The organism is Vibrio sp. YT-17 (assembly GCF_033337375.1).
In the GTDB taxonomy this organism is placed as follows: Bacteria; Pseudomonadota; Gammaproteobacteria; order Enterobacterales; family Vibrionaceae; genus Vibrio; species Vibrio alginolyticus.
This window is the reverse complement of sequence record NZ_JAWOQP010000001.1, coordinates 64,797-82,321: the sequence shown is the minus strand read 5'-3', so window position 1 is coordinate 82,321 and position 17,525 is coordinate 64,797. Positions and strand designations below refer to the sequence as shown.

The window sequence follows — 17,525 nt, the reverse complement described above, 5'->3', positions numbered from 1 at the left end:
CTTTGAAGGTTTAAACGATGGATCAGTTACTCAATTGGCTTTGGGGTGGTCAAGGCGGTTATGGCTATGTCGTCTTGTTGTTAATCGCAGGCGTGTGCGCGTTAGCACTGATCTATTTGCACTTTCAGACGTCACTTAAGCAACTAGTAACGGATTCTCCCTATCCAGTCATAGTGGTGGACACTAGCCATGCTCAGCTCTTGCTATCTAACCAGGCTGCGATGCAGTTATTAGGCATTCGCTCTTTGGGAACGGGGTATTTGTATCCTGCTTTATTCGATATTCATGAGCTTGAGCAGTTTCTCGATCGCTTCTCTAGTAGTCATTTTCGTCAGCAGGCTTTTGACTGGCGACTATCTGATAGTGAATCTATTAAAGTGGAGCTGTCAGGCAGAAAGAGTTTATTGCGCAATCATCGAGTTTGGATTCTTTATGCTCAGCCATATCAAGCCACTCACCAAGAGCAGCAACAAGAACTTGCACAATTAATCATCGCACGTTCGGCATTAGACTCACTTTCAGAGCTGATTTGTACCCAAGACCGCCAAGGCAATCTGTTAACGACCAATCGAGCATTTGATCAATTCTGGCAAGGGCGAAGGGAAGAAGCTTGCGCATCCAAGACCTTGGGTGAGATGACCAGAAAAAGCGAACGTAAATGGACAACGGATCCACAAGGTCGAAGTTGCTTACTGGAAGTCAATCAAAACTCTCTTGTTTCGCCGAGTGGTGAGCTTATCGGTACGCTGTCTATTAGTCATGACGTGACTGAATGGCACAAGATGCAACAGAATCTGCGAGATGAAATGGAGCGTCGCAAAGATACAGAGGTGGCGCTAGCGCAAAGAGATACTATCTTACAAACGATTCTGGATGCCAGTCCGGACTCTATTGGTATTTTCAATGAGAACATGGTCTATCAAGCGTGTAATCAGCCTTTTGTTAAGGCGTTAGGAATTTCAAAAATTTCTGATTTGATAGGTAAGCGCCTCCAAGACGTGATTCCTAAAGAGATGTACGCGCGCTTAGCAGACAGTGACTTAGAAGCATTACGCCAGTTAGAGCCAGTTCGATACATAGATAAAGTCGTGAGTAGTGATGGTAAAAGTACGTGGTTTGATGTGGTGAAATCGCCTTTTAAAGATAAAGCATCAGGAACGAATGGTGTGCTGATCATGGCGCGTGATATTTCTGAGCGTTATCTTGCAGAACAAAAGTTGGAAAAAGCCAACCTAGAGTTAGAAAAATTGAGCTTTATGGATAGCTTAACTCAAGTATCGAACCGACGCCGTTTCGATGAACAACTGCAGGTATTGTGGTACCACCATGCTAGAGAAAAGCTGCCGCTCACCATCATGTTATGTGACATCGACTTTTTCAAAGATTACAACGACTGTTACGGTCACCAACAAGGTGATGAAGCGTTAGTCAGTGTTGCTACCGTGTTTACACAAGTCATCAATCGTTCTTCGGATTGTGTTGCGCGTTATGGTGGCGAGGAGTTTGGTTTTATCTTGCCGAATACCACCACGGAAGGTGCGCGCAACGTAGCACAGCGTATTCATGAGAAAATTCTACAGCTTGATATGGAACACGACAGTTCAGAAGCATCTGAACGCCTTACCGTCAGTATCGGTCTGGTCTCTTACATTCCTCAGCATGGTGATGAACCCGAAATGGGCATCGCTATGGCTGACAGTGCGTTATATCAAGCTAAAGCTGATGGACGTAATCGCACTTGTATTCACCCCAGTTCTTGCTAACGCTTTGTGACCGCTTGCTCTAAGTTGATAGCTGATTGTTTAAATCACCGTATTAAACACGTTAAACTTACACAAGCCTGTGCGCTCGTTGGTTTATCTTTTTATCTCGTATCACAAGAGCAGATCGCACCGTGTGTTTTTCACTAATCAAACAGACCTAAATTGCGTTAGGTCGAGTGCATTTACCTGTTTTTCATCATCGAATGGCGCTATCTAGCCACCACCATGGAGTAGTTAATGAAACCCATGAAAAATCTCGCCCAGTATTATGTCGACTTGCTAGTCAAACTGGGGATTGTTCGCTTCTCTATTTTGCTAGCCCTTGCGCTGGTGGCATTAGCTGTTGTGGTGCAGGTAGGGATTACTTTAGCTCTCAAAGGGCGAGTAGATGATATCGACATTGTCCGTTCGGTGTTTTTTGGTCTATTGATCACCCCTTGGGCGGTTTACTTCCTCTCTGTGGTTGTCGATCAACTAGAAGAGTCTCGCCAGCGTTTAACTAAGCTGGTGTCCAAACTGAAGGACATGCGTTCGCGAGATCAAGAGCTGAATTACCAACTTCAACAAAACATTGAAAAGCTTAACCAAGAAATTGAAGAGCGTATTAAAGCGGAAGAAGCACGTGAAGAGGCGATGCAAGACCTCGAAAATGAGGTGTTCCAACGCGAACGTACTCAATTAGAGTTGGCAGAACGTACCGCATTACTGCGTTCATTTATTGATGCCTCACCAGACTTAATTTACTACCGCAATGCGGATGGTGTTTTCTCTGGCTGTAACCGCGCGATGGAAGAGCTAACGGGCAAGAAAGAGCACCAGTTAGTCGGATTAAGCCCTTGGGATGTGTATAGCAAAGAAATCGCCGAGCATATCGTTGATACTGACCAAAAGGTTTTTGCCGATAATCAAGCAATTACTTACGAGCAATGGCTCGAATACCCAGATGGTCGCAAGCATTACTTTGAGCTGCGTAAAGTGCCATTTTACAGCAAAGATGGCCGCCACCTTGGTCTCGTTGGGTTCGGTCGTGATATCACTGAACGTAAGCGCCATGAAGAGTCGTTAGAGAAAGCAAGCCGCGACAAAACTACCTTCATCTCAACCATCAGTCATGAGCTGCGAACGCCGCTGAATGGCATTGTAGGCTTAAGTCGTATGCTTCTAGATAGTCCGTTGACAGAAGAGCAGCGTAAACACATGCAGACCATCAATGTGAGTGCGATTACTCTAGGTAACATCTTCAACGATATTATCGATATGGATAAATTTGATCGCCGTAAGTTAGAACTATTACCTGCGCCACTTAACTTCGAAGACTTCGTCGCAGAGATTGAGAGTATCTCAGCTCTGATGGCGGAACAAAAAGGGTTACGCTTTGACTTAGAACGTTTAAGCGACTTGCCAAAAGCAATTGAAGTGGATGCAACCCGTCTACGTCAGGTGATTTGGAACTTGGTCAGCAACGCAATGAAGTTCACCAAGGAAGGTGGCGTTGTGATGACAGTGAGCGCGGATGTCGAAGACGATTTTGCGACCATTATTATGGAAGTGGAAGACACAGGTATTGGTATCCCAGACGAAGAGCTAGATAAGATCTTTGCGATGTACTACCAAGTGAAATCAGGCAAGGACAACCTGCATGCGGTCGGTACAGGTATTGGTTTGGCGGTATCTAAGCAACTGATCAATATGATGGATGGTGACATTACGGTTACCAGTGAGGAAGGCTTTGGTAGCACTTTTACTGTATCGATCCACGTTCCGATTGTTGAACTAGCTGAGCCAGTCATTGATGCGAAACGCGACAATGTGCGCCTCAACATATTTATGGTCGAAGACATCGAGCTTAACGTAACTGTGGCTAAATCGTTACTAGAGAGCCTAGGGCACTCTGTCACCGTGGCAATGACGGGCCAAGAAGCGTTAGTGAACTTTGTGCCAGAAAAATACGACTTAGCGTTGTTGGATATCCAACTGCCTGATATGACAGGCTTTGATGTCGCCAATTATTACCGCAAGCATTATAACAATCTTCCTCCATTGGTCGCCTTAACTGCTAATGTAATGAAAGATCGTCGTGAATACTTAGATAACGGCATGGATGATGCGATCAGTAAGCCGCTGGCAGTGAATGCTATTCAGTCAGTGATTGATAAATTCTTCGCTCACCAGTTAGAACAACCTAAGGAAGTGGTGAGCGGTCCCGAAACAGTGGAAGAGCCAGTGCCTTCTCCTGTGATTGAGACACATTTGCTCGATATGGATATGTTAGAGTCTTACGTCGACATTGTTGGTGCAAAACCTGTCTACGACAGCATAAAAATGTTTGAAGATATGATGCCAGACTATATCGATGTCTTAGATTCGAACATGACAGCGAAAGATCAAGATGGGATTGTTTCTGAAGCGCATAAAATCAAAGGTGCTGCAGGTTCAATTGGCCTGAAACGTATCCAAAGTGTGGCGCAAAAAGCGCAATCGCCCGATATGCCAGCATGGTGGGAAAACATTTCAGACTGGGTTGAAGAGATCAAAAATGAATACCAAAACGATATTCAAGTCCTCAAAAGTTGGTTGGAACAAAGGAAATAACATGAAAAGAATCGCACCATTGGCATTAGCCATGGCATTGATGGCAGGCTGTAGTTCCGTTCCAAATGTGAATTGGCAACAAAACAGTCAGATTACGATTAATGAGGTTAATGTTGAGCTCAAAAGTAATTTATGGGTGAACCTCATGCCGAATATTGGGGACGTGGAAGAGCAAAGTATTCAAGGTGCACTTTACCTCGAAGGAGATCAGTTACTTCCTGCAAATCTAACGGCAGAAGCTCTTATTATTAAACAGGGGCAAAAAGAGTGGTTGGTGGACAGTGCGTCTTTAGATACTCGAACGCACAGTGAAAGCCGATGGGAGGTGGCGTTCTCGTCTCACATTGATGTGAACACAGAAAAATCGGTTGATATCGCAGTGCTTCTAGACGATGCGGGTAAACAGCGTTGGTTAGTCGAAAAGTACGTGAAGATTAACAAGGTTTATTAACCGCAATGATGTTGCATTAGTCGTTAGACCTAAAACAAAAAGGGCTTGCTCAATGAGCAAGCCCTTTGCATATTAGCGGTTAAATCTAGTCTTCTAGATCGCCACAGAAGCGGTAACCTTCGCCGTGGATAGTGGCGATGATTTCTGGCGTACCTGAAACAGACTCAAAGTGCTTACGGATACGACGAATCGTTACGTCTACAGTACGGTCGTGTGGCTTAAGTTCACGACCAGTCATCTTCTTAAGAAGATCTGCACGAGTTTGAATCTTACCCGGGTTCTCACAGAAGTGCAGTAATGCGCGGAACTCAGAGCGAGGTAGCTTGTAGCTATCACCAGCAGGGCTTACTAGAGAGCGGCTGTTGATGTCTAGTACCCAACCGTTGAATTCATACTTTTCTACCGAGCGCTTCTCTTCTTGCACCGCGTTAGAGCTCATTGAGCGACTAAGTAGGTTACGTGCACGAATAGTTAGTTCACGTGGGTTGAATGGTTTAGTGATGTAGTCATCTGCACCAATCTCAAGACCTAGGATCTTGTCTACTTCATTGTCACGGCCTGTCAGGAACATTAAAGCAATGTTCGCTTGCTCGCGTAATTCACGCGCTAGTAGAAGGCCATTCTTGCCTGGAAGATTAATGTCCATAATAACCAAGTTGACTGAGTTATCAGACAACACTTGGTGCATCTCTTCACCGTCACTGGCTTCAAAAACAGCGTATCCCTCTGCTTCAAAAATACTCTTAAGAGTGTTACGAGTTACTTGCTCATCTTCAACGATAAGAATCTGCGGGGTTTGCATTGGCGGTACCTAAATTTGTGACAAAATTGTGCTAATAGAATAAATTCTAGGCAAAAATATAACATACAGGTAATGTGATTTTGATAATAAATCAAGTTGATCAAAAAAACACTTCTTTCAGTTATCCGCCCTCCATGGAATTTTGCCAACTCACCAGTATCCAATGGCGACGTTTATTCTAAAGGGCTTGTTTACCTTTCATTTCCTGCTTTCAGTGGGGCCTGAAACGTAAACACCCTAAGATATTGAGCGGATTTTATATTGTTAACAGCATGCTAACAATGCTCAAATGTTAATTCCATTCAGTTTGTTGATTTATATCAATTGATGAAATGTAACTGTTATTAATCGTTTAAGACTTATGATAGAAAAAAGTAATAAGAACATAGACGCATCGTTATGGAATGCTTATTCAGAATCTTTTTTCAGATTCGAAGCCGAGTGGCGTGTTTCAAACTATGCTGTGATAACCGCTTGGAACCCATACAGTAACTTGAGGTCCAAAGAAGAGAACAGCATAAACAATCACGCGTTAGAAAAACAGCTACAGCACGTTAATTACGCGCCTGTCACGGTAGGTGATAGCGCTTTTACATGGTATGAGGAAAGCTTTGCCGTCGAGTTGTCGCCAGAGGTAGCCGTTGAATTGGCGAGTGACTTTCAACAAAACGCGATTTATTACGTCATTAATGACCAACTTTATCTTATTGCGTGCTCGCAGCCGAAAGTTTTTCATACGTTAGGCTCCATTAAACCTCGGCTCGTATAGAAGGTATAGAAAAGGATACTGCTCACTGAAGCACCGCTTGGGTGAGAAAATTCACGGAGGAAATATGAGAGACATTACACCCGATATTTGTGACCAATTTGAAGACCAAGTGAGCTTGCTTACTTTACCATTGCAGAACTTTGGTCAACGTAGCGCTTTTTACGGTGAAATCGTTACGGTGCGCTGCTATCACGATAACTCGAAAGTGCGTGAAGTACTGGGCGAAGATGGAACGGGTAAAGTATTGATTGTTGACGGACATGGATCGTGTCAGAGAGCATTACTCGGCGATCAATTAGCGATACTCGGAATAGAAAATGGGTGGGAAGGTATCATTGTCTATGGTGCAATACGCGACGTAGCACAAATATCTCAAATGGACATTGGCGTTCAAGCTCTTGGAACTAACCCGTTTAAAACAGAGAAACGCGGGATAGGAGAGGTAAACGTAACCTTAACGATGCAAAACCAAATCGTTCAACCTAAGCACTACGTTTACGCGGACTGGAACGGTGTGTTGATTTCTAAGCAAAAGCTGGACTTCTAAAAACGAAAGCCTAAACCAACCTCAAAGCCTTGTTGCCAATCTTGGTAATCAAGAGTCGCGTGAAGATCCAGTTTATCGGTAATTTTTACGCGACTTGATACTTCAGCCGCGAGGCTACTGTCGTCTTGGCGAATACCTTCCGCTGTTTCATTCTTGTAAGAGCGAACTGTACTTTTCAGCGTGACACGATCATTAAAGTGATAGCTGATCCCACTCAAAAAACCACTTTGATTTTGGGTAGGAGAGTTATTGACTCGCGCACCGACATAAACGTCTACCGAATCAAAAAGTTCGTAGGCGTAACCCGTATCGATATTCCAAACATCAAAACTGTCAGACTGATAACTGTCGCTGGAAATGAATAGTTTATGAGGAGAAGGGGATGTTTTACCTGGAAGCGGCGGAAGCTCGTTGGCTAGACAAACACCAGGCACAAAAAACAGCAACAGAAAAAGCCATCTTTTCATGTTCACCACTCCTTGTGTCAACTTTTTTATTAGTATGCGCCCAAAGCTTCTCACTATTAAAGCATAGAATATGAAAGCTAGCTCACCTATTTTCTAAATAATTCGATCCTATGAACATAAGTCACAGTTAAGTTGTTGTTATGTGTCACAACCCTCTCGAATTATTTGATCGTACGTTTTATGGCAAAGATTAGACTAGTTATTAGATAAAAAACCGAACTGGTGATGATAGTTAAGTCCTTTACAAAAACTAACTGTAGATTTCCAAATGATCAATAATGTGTAATTAACTATAAATATCAATGACATTGCTTAGCAGAAATCTCTGAAAGATGGAAAAACAAACAATTTTTTGTTGACTATGTATCAGAAACTCGGTAAACGTAGAGTTAAGCAAACACAATTAACGTTGAATATTTATTTATGCCATCTAACAGCCTAGTAGTAATGACCACGACCATTATTATTACCGACACGACACATGTTGGGGCAGGCTGCTGAGCGAAAGAAATTCACAAAAAAGGCCTGTATCCAACAAGATACAGGCCTTTTTTTATGCTTTTTTATCCAGAATTTAGACAAATTTAAGAAGATATACCGGAGGAAGGGATGCGAGTATTGAAGTTTGGCGGATCATCACTAGCTGATGCAGATCGCTTTTTGAGAGCGGCAGACATTATTGCCAATAACGCTCAACAAGAAGAAGTAGCGGTTGTTCTTTCCGCTCCTGGTAAAACAACAAACAAATTGGTTGCGGTCATTGAAGGCGCATTGCGCAATGGTGAAGCAGAACTACAAATCAAAGAGTTGGAGGAGTCGTTTAAAACGCTCTTCACTCAAATCCAAGCAGTACTACCCAATATCGATGGTTCAGCTTTCGATAACCAAGTGAAAACTTCTCTCTCTCAATTACGCCAGTTCGTTCATGGCATCAACCTTCTTGGCATGTGCCCAAATAACGTCAATGCACGCATCATCAGCAAAGGCGAACGCGTTTCAATTCAATTGATGAAGGCAGTGCTTGAAGCGAAAGGCCAACCTGCGCATCTTATCGACCCAGTCGAGTATCTATACGCAAAAGGCGATCACCTAGAAGCCATGGTCGATGTTGAAGTTTCGACTCAGAACTTCCGCCAGAATCCTCTTCCTCAAGGTCATGTGAACATCATGCCTGGTTTTACTGCCGGTAACGAGAAAGGTGAACTAGTTACACTAGGTCGTAATGGTTCAGACTACTCAGCGGCGGTTCTTGCGGCGTGTCTGCGCGCAGATTGTTGTGAGATCTGGACTGACGTAGACGGTGTATACAACTGTGACCCTCGTTTAGTAGAAGATGCTCGCCTGCTTAAATCTCTTAGCTACCAAGAAGCGATGGAGCTTTCTTACTTCGGTGCTTCCGTTTTGCATCCGAAAACCATTGCTCCTATCGCGCAGTTCCACATCCCATGTCTGATCAAAAACAGCTTTAACCCACAAGGTGCAGGAACTCTGATTGGGCAAGACACTGGTGAAGACAATCTGGCGATCAAAGGTATCACGACGCTAAACGACCTAACCATGGTTAACGTTTCCGGCCCAGGTATGAAGGGTATGGTTGGCATGGCAAGCCGCGTATTTGGCGCAATGTCTTCCGCTGGTGTGTCTATTGTTCTTATTACTCAGTCTTCTTCTGAGTACAGCATTAGCTTCTGTATTGAGGCAGAAGATAAAGCAAAAGCGCAACAAGTACTGGCCGATGCGTTTGAGTTGGAACTGAAAGATAGCTTATTAGAGCCGGTCGAGTTTATTGATAATGTTTCAATCATAACGTTGGTTGGTGACGGCATGCGTACATCGCGCGGTGTTGCATCTCGCTTCTTCTCATCTCTTGCTGAAGTGAACGTAAACATTGTAGCCATCGCACAGGGCTCATCTGAGCGCGCTATCTCAGCCGTGATTCCTGAAGATAAAATCTCTGAAGCGATCAAAGCGTGTCACGAAAACCTATTCAACTCTAAGCACTTCTTAGACGTATTCGTGGTTGGTATTGGCGGCGTTGGTGGTGAGCTGGTGGATCAGATCGAGCGTCAACAGGCGAAGCTTGCGGAAAAAGGCATCGTGATCCGCGTGTGTGGCTTGGCAAACAGCAAAGGTCTTCTGCTTGATAGTGAAGGTCTTCCACTCGATCATTGGCGTGATCGTATGTCGGCAGCGACAGAAGAGTTCAGCCTAGCGCGTTTGATTTCTTTGGTTCAACGTAACCACATCATCAACCCAGTATTGGTTGACTGTACATCAAGTGAAGATATCGCGAATCAATACGCTGATTTCTTAGCTGCTGGTTTCCATGTCGTTACACCAAATAAAAAAGCAAACACAGCAAGCATGGCTTACTACCATCAGCTTCGCGATGTTGCGCGCAGCTCTCGTCGCAAGCTGATGTACGAAACAACTGTGGGGGCGGGTCTACCGGTAATCGAAAACCTGCAAAACCTAATCTCAGCGGGTGATGAGCTAGAGCGCTTTAGCGGTATTCTTTCTGGCTCTCTGTCATACATCTTCGGTAAGTTAGATGAAGGTATGAGCCTAAGTGAAGCAACTAATATCGCAAAAGAAAATGGTTTTACTGAACCGGATCCTCGTGATGATCTTTCTGGTATGGATGTCGCGCGTAAGCTTCTGATCCTAGCTCGTGAAGCAGGCATGTCTCTAGAACTAGAAGACGTTGTGGTTGATCAAGCACTGCCACCAGGTTTTGATGATTCTGGTAGCGTTGATGAATTTATGGCGCGTTTACCTGAAGCAGACGCCTACTTTAAAGAATTATCTGCAAGGGCAGCGGAAGAGGGCAAAGTACTGCGCTACGTTGGTGAAATTAATGAGGGCAAGTGCACAGTAAGCATCGCAGCGGTGGATGAAAACGATCCAATGTATAAAATCAAGGACGGTGAAAACGCACTGGCATTTTACAGCCGTTACTATCAGCCAATCCCACTAGTGTTACGTGGCTATGGTGCAGGCACCGAAGTAACGGCTGCGGGTGTATTTTCTGACGTGATGCGTACTTTAGGTTGGAAACTAGGGGTATAACAATAATGAGTTCAAGTGATATGGATGTAGTGGTTTATGCCCCAGCATCAATTGGTAATGTAAGCGTTGGCTTTGATGTGCTGGGGGCTGCCGTGTCTCCAGTGGATGGCACACTATTGGGTGACCGTGTATTGGTGAAATCTGGGGCTGATCCGTTCAGCCTTAAAACGGCGGGTGATTTTGTTGAGAAATTGCCAACTGAACCAAAAGAGAACATCGTCTACGACTGTTGGCTCGTGTTTGCTCGTGAGTTAGACAAAAAAGGCGTTGAGCTAAAACCACTTGAGATGACGCTAGAAAAGAACATGCCAATTGGCTCTGGTTTAGGCTCAAGTGCATGTTCTATCGTTGCTGCATTAGATGCATTGAACCGATTCCATGGACAGCCACTTAACGAGACAGAATTACTAGCGCTGATGGGAGAGATGGAAGGCAAGATCTCCGGTGGTATTCACTACGACAACGTTGCGCCATGTTATCTTGGTGGTGTGCAACTGATGCTTGAAGAGTTGGGTATCATCAGTCAAGAAGTGCCTTGCTTTGATGATTGGTACTGGGTGATGGCGTATCCGGGTATCAAGGTATCAACGGCGGAAGCGCGTGAGATCCTACCATCTCAATACCGCCGACAAGATATCATCGCTCATGGTCGCCACCTTGCGGGCTTTATTCATGCGTGTCATTCTGGTCAGCCAGAACTTGCTGCAAAAATGATCAAAGACGTGATCGCAGAACCGTATCGTGAGAAACTGCTTCCAGGTTTTGCGAATGCACGTCAATACGCAGCGTCTGCGGGTGCATTGGCAACCGGTATTTCTGGCAGTGGTCCGACACTGTTCAGTATTTGCAAAGAGAAAGATGTCGCTGAGCGAGTTGCTCGCTGGTTAGAACAAAACTACGTACAAAACGAAGAAGGATTCGTCCACGTTTGTCGTCTAGATAAGCAGGGTTCGAAAGTAACAGGAAGTGAGCTATGAAGCTTTACAATATAAAAGAAAATGATGAACAAGTTTCCTTTGGCCAAGCCGTTCGCCAAGGGTTAGGTCGCAATCAAGGCCTATTTTTCCCATCGGAATTACCAAAATTTGAAGATATCGATGCGCTGCTTGCAGAAGACTTTGTCTCTCGTAGCACTAAGATTCTATCGGCGTTAATTGGAGATGAACTTACAGAGGAGCAAGTGAATGCTCTTGTTGATGCTGCATTCCAATTCCCTGCGCCAATTAATCAGGTCAAAGACGGTGTTTACGCTCTGGAACTGTTCCATGGTCCAACGCTTGCATTTAAAGACTTTGGTGGTCGCTTTATGGCGCAATCTCTTGCTGCGGTTTCGGACGGCGGCAAGATCACTATCCTAACTGCAACTTCCGGCGATACTGGCGCAGCCGTTGCGCATGCTTTCTACGGTATGGAAGACATCAACGTTGTGATTCTTTACCCGAAAGGCAAGATCAGCCCACTGCAAGAGAAGCTATTCTGTACGCTTGGTAAGAACATCCATACTGTCGCGATCGATGGAGACTTCGATGCGTGTCAGGCACTGGTTAAGCAAGCTTTTGATGATTCTGCACTGCGTGAAGAGATCGGTCTGAACTCTGCCAACTCAATCAACATCAGCCGTTTGATGGCGCAAATCTGTTACTACTTTGAAGCAGCTGCGCAAATGAGCAAGCAAGAGCGTGAAAACCTAGTGGTATCAGTACCAAGTGGTAACTTTGGTAACCTAACTGCTGGTCTACTGGCAAAAGCGCTGGGCTTGCCTATCAAACGCTTTATCGCGGCAACTAATGCCAATGACACTGTTCCTCGCTACCTAGAAACAGGTAAGTGGGAGCCAAAACCAACAGTCGCAACAACATCGAACGCGATGGACGTGAGCCAACCAAACAACTGGCCTCGTATTGAAGAGCTGTGCCGCGTGAAAGAGTGGGGCTTGGAGACGTTAGGTAAAGGCGCAGTATCTGATGAGCAAAGCGCACAGTCAGTGAAAGATTTACATGCTCTAGGCTACCTATGCGAACCGCATGGTGCGATTGCTTACCGAGTGCTTGAAGAACAATTGCAAGACGGTGAAACCGGTCTGTTCCTATGTACTGCTCACCCTGCGAAGTTCAAAGAAGTCGTGGATGATATTCTAGAATCCGATATCGAGCTTCCTGCGCCACTAGCGAAGCACGCTGCGATGGAGCTGCTATCGGAAGAGCTCGACGCAGACTTTGACGCATTGAAACAAGTACTGCGCCGCGTGCAGTAAGCTTCAAAGTATAGTAAGTATCAAAAACAGAAATAACGAGAGGTGAATGAGTAATCATTCACCTTTTTTATTGTCGGTAAGTTTTGACTCTCTTTATGATTGAGAAACGAACTTAACTAAATGAGATGGAAAGAGAAGCATGCATTTTTTGATTTTTCTTGGCTCAGTGAGAGACAGCACTCCACCACGACCAGCCCGTTTAGGAATGCGAGTCAGTAAAGCGTGTGAAAAACTCATCGCGAGTCAACATTCGCAACATACGGTCGAAATCATCGACCCTTTGAATTACGACTTTGGTGATGTGTTTAAGCCCGAGTTTGCTTATCACCGCTCTAAAGTTCCGCAGCACCTAAGTGAGCTAGCAGACAAAATCAAACATGCGGATGGGTATGTGATGGTTAGCCCGGAATATAACCATTCGATGAGTCCTGCTTTGGCGAACATGCTTAACCATTTCGGCAGTTCGCTGTTTTCTTACAAGCCGAGTGCTATCGTGACCTATTCTGCCGGACAATGGGGTGGTGTTAGAGCTGCCGTTTCTATGCGTACCTTCTTATCTGAACTTGGATGTCTACCTGTCTCTGCGATGATCCACATTCCGAAAGCGCAAGAAGTCTTTGATGAACAGGGCGTTGCTGCGGATGAGTCGGAGCAGACGCAGTGGGACAACTATATGAATCGCACTATGCATCAATTGATTTGGTGGGCAGAAGGGGCGTCACTGCAAAGAGATAGGCTTGATCCAACCTCTGTAGCGCAAGCGTTTCAGAAAGATCCTTCGCAAAGAAATGCACCTCAGAGGCGAGTTGCTTTCCATTATAGAAAGGGGTTAGAAGGATTCTGAAACAAAAAAGCTTGGTCATTGCTGACCAAGCTTTTTAAATTCTAGCGAGCTAGTTTACTGAGAGATTATAGAGTCTCAGTAAAAGTACGAGCGATTACATCACGTTGTTGCTCTGGAGTTAGCGAGTTAAAACGTACTGCGTAACCAGAAACACGAATAGTTAGTTGTGGGTATTTCTCTGGGTGTGCAACTGCATCTTCTAGTGTTTCGCGTTTAAGCACGTTCACGTTTAGGTGTTGGCCGCCTTCGATACGAGGAGCAGTTTCGATTGCAACTTCACGGCTTTCGTATTCACCTAGGTCGCTGATTGCGATAACTTGGTCTGCTTCGTAGCCAGCAGTTGCAGCAACACAACGAGCTTCATTTTTTTCGCTATCTAATAGCCAGATAGAGTTTAGTAGGTCGTCGTTTGCCGCTTTTGTAATTTGGATACCTTGGATCATCACTATCTCCTAGACCACTTACGTGGTGATTATTGGTGTTAATTTTCGAATTTTCGTTGAGCTGAGTATTATATAGCTAATATCCACTATTTTAATATTGATTTAAGTCAAAAAACAACCAAAAACATTATTTTTATTAAGGTAATTTTATTGAGTTAAATCAATAAAACCTTTGAAAACAAACTAATTACAATTTATTTGATAATATAAAAAATATTTAATAACTAGTTTTGTTGTAAATTTACTACAAATTGAGATTAAAGTTTAAACTGGTTAACGCAACTATCTGTATTTAGGTAGCAATACTGAAAGTCTAAAGTGATTAAATGACAAACATGAAAAACAAGCTTGGGAATAAACTCATTGGTGCACATGTCTCTGCTGCTGGTGGGGTCGATCAAGCTCCGTTGAGAGCTCGTGAAATTGGCGCGAATGCATTCGCACTATTTACAAAAAACCAACGCCAGTGGGTGGCGAAGCCTTTAGAAGCAAAAACCATCAGTGCGTTTAAAGCGAACTGTAAAATGCTGGGTTTCGGAGCAGAACATATTCTTCCCCATGATTCTTATCTGATTAACTTGGGTGCGCCGGAAGAAGAAAAGCTGAATAAATCCCGCGCGGCATTTATTGATGAAATGGAGCGTTGTAATCAGTTAGGGCTGACTTTGCTTAACTTCCACCCGGGTAGTCACCTAAAGAAAGTCTCTGAACAGGAGTGCCTCGCAACGATCGCCGAGTCGATCAATCTTGCGCATAAAGCGGTGCCGAATGTGATCGCTGTTATCGAGAATACGGCAGGTCAAGGCACTAACTTAGGCTGGAAGTTTGAGCACCTTGCTGAAATCATCGAGCAAGTGGAAGATAAAGATCGTGTCGGCGTTTGTATTGATACCTGCCATACCTTTACGGCTGGTTATGACTTACGTACAAAAGAAGATTGCGAGCGCACCTTTGCAGAGTTCGACCGTATCGTAGGTATGCACTATTTAAGAGCAATGCATCTAAATGATTCAAAAGTAGAGTTTGCCAGCAAAGTAGATCGCCACCATTCTCTAGGTAAAGGAGAGATCGGGTGGGATTGCTTTGAGTACATCGCAAAAGACCCTCGTTTTGATGGTATCCCTCTGATTTTAGAAACAATTGATCCAGATATTTGGCAGCAAGAGATCGACACGTTGCGTCAATTCCATTTAGCGGCCATTGCCAGTTAATGGCGTAACCACAAAGTTGGCACCTTTCTTTCTTAGTCATTGAACATCAATCTCTGAATTAGCAAAGAAGGATGCCAACATGTCTCGACCACTCTCTTTTACTCCTTATGCTTACACTCGTCGCGTGCTTCGCTTACCGATGCCTAATCGTCACATTACCGGACGGGGGCATTTTCGAACGCCACAGAAGCATTAGTCTTTTATTACTTGTCTCAAGTTCGTGGTAAGTTTTTGTTTGTTTGAGTTTCGCTCGTTAGAATAGAAGCAAAATTTAGGACAGGAACTTTCCATGAATCAGTCACCCACTTGGCACGATGTGATCGGCGAAGAGAAAAAGCAGAGCTACTTTGTAGACACCTTGAATTTTGTTGAAGCCGAACGCGCCGCAGGCAAAGCTATTTTTCCTCCCGCAAAAGATGTCTTTAACGCGTTTCGTTTTACCGAGTTCAAAGACGTTAAGGTCGTGATTCTAGGACAAGACCCATACCACGGCCCAAATCAGGCGCATGGCCTGTGTTTCTCTGTACTTCCTGGCATTAAAACGCCACCGTCACTGGTTAATATGTATAAAGAGCTGGCGCAAGATATTGAAGGTTTCCAAATCCCTCAGCATGGTTTTTTGCAAAGCTGGGCTGAACAAGGCGTATTGTTACTCAATACGGTATTAACGGTGGAGCAAGGTAAAGCGCATTCACATTCAAAGACAGGTTGGGAAACGTTTACTGATCGAGTGATTGAAGCCATTAATCAGCATCAAGAAGGTGTAGTGTTCTTGCTGTGGGGTTCACATGCACAGAAGAAAGGTCGTTTTATCGATCGCAATAAGCACCATGTGTTAGCTGCCCCACACCCATCGCCACTTTCTGCACATCGAGGCTTTTTCGGTTGTAAGCATTTCTCTCAAGCAAACCAGTTGCTTACATCACAAGAAAAAGCACCAATTAACTGGCATTTGCCATTAACGGTATAAATGAAGAGACAGCGATCATGGATGCTATGATCGCTGTTTTTTTGAGCATGCTCGAGGCTGATAGTAAATTTCTCATGTACACTTACTAAAAGTAGGTGTTAAGGAGAGACGCTATGATGATCGAAAGAATTCGACGCGAACATGGTTATATGGTTCGTCTGTTGGCGATACTGCGCCATAAGCTTAATGAGATAAAAAAAGAACGTGTAATCAACTATGCGTTAGTAAGCGAGATTGTTGATTACCTCTCTAATCATTCGGAGAAAGTACACCACCCGAAAGAAGATATCCTCTATCACCACTTTCTTGAACACTATGGTAAGCAACAAACCATGGAAAATTTAGAGAAAGAACATCTAGAGTTAGCTAGTAAAACCAGAGAGTTTTCATCCGTGATAGAGATGATCCTTCAGGATGCTGTTGTGCCACAAGACATGTTCGTCGCTCACCTAGAAGATTTCATTGAATCGCAAAGGCGCCACTTGGAGCTAGAAGAGCGAAAAATTTTGCCTCTCATTGAAGAGTTATTTACCACAGAAGATTGGCAGCATGTCGAGAGCTTATGGAGCGTCAGTGAGGATGATCCTGTGTTTGGTGACACGATTGCTGATCGTTATAAGCAGTTGGCCGAACGTGTTCGTCAAAGTGATACTGAGTATGTTTAAGCCTGAGTGATGAAACCTGAGCGAGCGAAAGCCGTCTCTCGGGTTTGTGAGATACATTTCTTATTTATTGGGAATCAACCGAAAATTTAGTGTGCATATTTCTCGGCAAAAAGTACGGAAGATTCTCATTGAGTAATAATGGTATTCATACTTAAACCTTGGTACATAAACTCACGGTGTTTACGGTCACTGTAAACAAAAAACAAAAGGCACCTGTAAGGTGCCTTTTGTTTGAATTAGAGTTTAATGTCTTCCAAGTTATAATCGGTACAGACATCAAGTTCGCGCAGCTCTTTAAGCAAATTGCGTCTGTCGTTCATCTCTTCTATTTCACGCCACTTTCGCTTTACTGGTTTGGCACGAGATTTGGTTGTTGAGGTAGTATCCAGATTAAAAATGTCATCTAGTTGAAAGCCTTCCATAAGCCACCTTTACCTTTCTTAAGCTAAACTGTTGTAACCAGTCCTTGTGGAGTTTTTTAAGTACCACAATAGCCGTGAGAATAACCATGATATATTTCGCATTTGTGTCGGTAGCATGACATTTTCGTGCAAAAATATTCTCAAAATCACACTTTTTATTGCAACGATGTGGATAAAAAATGCACAAACGATCTCAAGAAAACGATTAAATAGAGAGATTTTCTATGTTAATTCGATTTGATGAATGGGTGCACTG

17 protein-coding genes and 1 other annotated feature are annotated in these 17,525 nt (G+C 44.0%); of the genes, 13 read left to right on the top strand and 4 right to left on the bottom strand.

The window, feature by feature from the left end:
* The first annotated feature begins 17 nt into the window (after positions 1-17).
* The 3 genes from R7F67_RS00365 to R7F67_RS00355 all read left to right on the top strand — a co-directional run bounded on the left by R7F67_RS00365 (position 18) and on the right by R7F67_RS00355 (position 4,806).
* Positions 18-1,763 carry a GGDEF domain-containing protein gene (locus R7F67_RS00365; RefSeq protein ID WP_017633632.1) on the top strand — a complete coding sequence of 582 codons (1,746 nt, stop codon included), beginning with the start codon at positions 18-20 and terminating at the stop codon, positions 1,761-1,763.
* 237 nt (positions 1,764-2,000) lie between these two features.
* Entirely contained in the window at positions 2,001-4,355 is a 2,355-nt protein-coding gene (gene arcB / locus R7F67_RS00360) for an aerobic respiration two-component sensor histidine kinase ArcB (RefSeq protein ID WP_005381826.1), read from the top strand.
* 1 nt (position 4,356) lies between these two features.
* A complete protein-coding gene (locus tag R7F67_RS00355; RefSeq protein ID WP_005381825.1) occupies positions 4,357-4,806 on the top strand; it encodes a hypothetical protein in 450 nt (149 codons plus the stop codon).
* 85 nt (positions 4,807-4,891) lie between these two features.
* On the opposite strand, the gene arcA is transcribed toward R7F67_RS00355, so the two are convergent.
* Positions 4,892-5,608, bottom strand: a complete 717-nt coding sequence (arcA, locus tag R7F67_RS00350) for a two-component system response regulator ArcA (protein WP_005381824.1) — start codon at positions 5,606-5,608, stop codon at positions 4,892-4,894.
* 361 nt (positions 5,609-5,969) lie between these two features.
* Here arcA and R7F67_RS00345 point away from each other — a divergent pair, with 361 nt between their 5' ends.
* Complete coding sequence (locus tag R7F67_RS00345; RefSeq protein WP_005381823.1) at positions 5,970-6,377, top strand: DUF3293 domain-containing protein; 408 nt, start codon at positions 5,970-5,972, stop codon at positions 6,375-6,377.
* Between the two features lie 64 nt (positions 6,378-6,441).
* On the top strand, positions 6,442-6,924 hold the full coding sequence (locus R7F67_RS00340; protein WP_005381822.1) for a putative 4-hydroxy-4-methyl-2-oxoglutarate aldolase: 483 nt from the start codon (positions 6,442-6,444) through the stop codon (positions 6,922-6,924).
* Here the strand turns inward: R7F67_RS00340 and R7F67_RS00335 are convergent.
* Positions 6,921-7,391 carry a hypothetical protein gene (locus tag R7F67_RS00335; RefSeq protein ID WP_047102035.1) on the bottom strand — a complete coding sequence of 157 codons (471 nt, stop codon included), beginning with the start codon at positions 7,389-7,391 and terminating at the stop codon, positions 6,921-6,923. The genes R7F67_RS00340 and R7F67_RS00335 overlap by 4 nt on opposite strands.
* Before the next feature lie 423 nt (positions 7,392-7,814).
* Here R7F67_RS00335 and thrL point away from each other — a divergent pair, with 423 nt between their 5' ends.
* The 5 genes from thrL (at position 7,815) to R7F67_RS00310 (ending at position 13,558) form a co-directional block, all read left to right on the top strand.
* Positions 7,815-7,892 carry a thr operon leader peptide gene (gene thrL, locus R7F67_RS00330; protein ID WP_074192076.1) on the top strand — a complete coding sequence of 26 codons (78 nt, stop codon included), beginning with the start codon at positions 7,815-7,817 and terminating at the stop codon, positions 7,890-7,892.
* Positions 7,828-7,947: a sequence feature (Thr leader region), on the top strand. (Overlaps the previous gene by 65 nt.)
* 53 nt (positions 7,948-8,000) lie before the next feature.
* The gene (gene thrA / locus R7F67_RS00325; protein WP_054576669.1) at positions 8,001-10,460 is read left to right on the top strand and encodes a bifunctional aspartate kinase/homoserine dehydrogenase I; all 2,460 of its coding nucleotides are present in this window, start codon (positions 8,001-8,003) and stop codon (positions 10,458-10,460) included.
* Between the two features lie 20 nt (positions 10,461-10,480).
* Positions 10,481-11,437, top strand: a complete 957-nt coding sequence (gene thrB / locus R7F67_RS00320; RefSeq protein ID WP_017635074.1) for a homoserine kinase — start codon at positions 10,481-10,483, stop codon at positions 11,435-11,437.
* Entirely contained in the window at positions 11,434-12,714 is a 1,281-nt protein-coding gene (gene thrC, locus R7F67_RS00315; protein ID WP_005381818.1) for a threonine synthase, read from the top strand. The genes thrB and thrC overlap by 4 nt, the downstream gene beginning before the upstream one ends.
* Positions 12,715-12,853: 139 nt before the next feature.
* Positions 12,854-13,558: an NADPH-dependent FMN reductase gene (locus R7F67_RS00310; RefSeq protein WP_053304352.1), complete on the top strand. Its 705-nt coding sequence runs from the start codon at positions 12,854-12,856 to the stop codon at positions 13,556-13,558.
* A gap of 65 nt (positions 13,559-13,623) precedes the next feature.
* Here R7F67_RS00310 and grcA read toward each other — a convergent pair whose 3' ends face one another.
* Entirely contained in the window at positions 13,624-14,001 is a 378-nt protein-coding gene (grcA, locus tag R7F67_RS00305) for an autonomous glycyl radical cofactor GrcA (RefSeq protein ID WP_005381814.1), read from the bottom strand.
* Between the two features lie 326 nt (positions 14,002-14,327).
* Between grcA and nfo the strand changes: the two genes are divergently transcribed.
* The 3 genes from nfo (at position 14,328) to R7F67_RS00290 (ending at position 16,847) form a co-directional block, all read left to right on the top strand.
* Positions 14,328-15,212, top strand: coding sequence for a deoxyribonuclease IV (gene nfo / locus R7F67_RS00300; protein ID WP_053304353.1), 885 nt, complete (start codon positions 14,328-14,330; stop codon positions 15,210-15,212).
* A 289-nt stretch (positions 15,213-15,501) separates the two neighbouring features.
* The gene (gene ung / locus R7F67_RS00295) at positions 15,502-16,182 is read left to right on the top strand and encodes a uracil-DNA glycosylase (RefSeq protein ID WP_005382846.1); all 681 of its coding nucleotides are present in this window, start codon (positions 15,502-15,504) and stop codon (positions 16,180-16,182) included.
* 113 nt (positions 16,183-16,295) lie between these two features.
* Positions 16,296-16,847, top strand: a complete 552-nt coding sequence (locus tag R7F67_RS00290) for a hemerythrin domain-containing protein (RefSeq protein ID WP_017821507.1) — start codon at positions 16,296-16,298, stop codon at positions 16,845-16,847.
* A gap of 236 nt (positions 16,848-17,083) precedes the next feature.
* On the opposite strand, the gene R7F67_RS00285 is transcribed toward R7F67_RS00290, so the two are convergent.
* Positions 17,084-17,269 (bottom strand): DUF3545 family protein, encoded by a 186-nt coding sequence (locus tag R7F67_RS00285; protein ID WP_005381805.1) that lies wholly within the window; start codon positions 17,267-17,269, stop codon positions 17,084-17,086.
* Between the last annotated feature and the right edge of the window lie 256 nt (positions 17,270-17,525).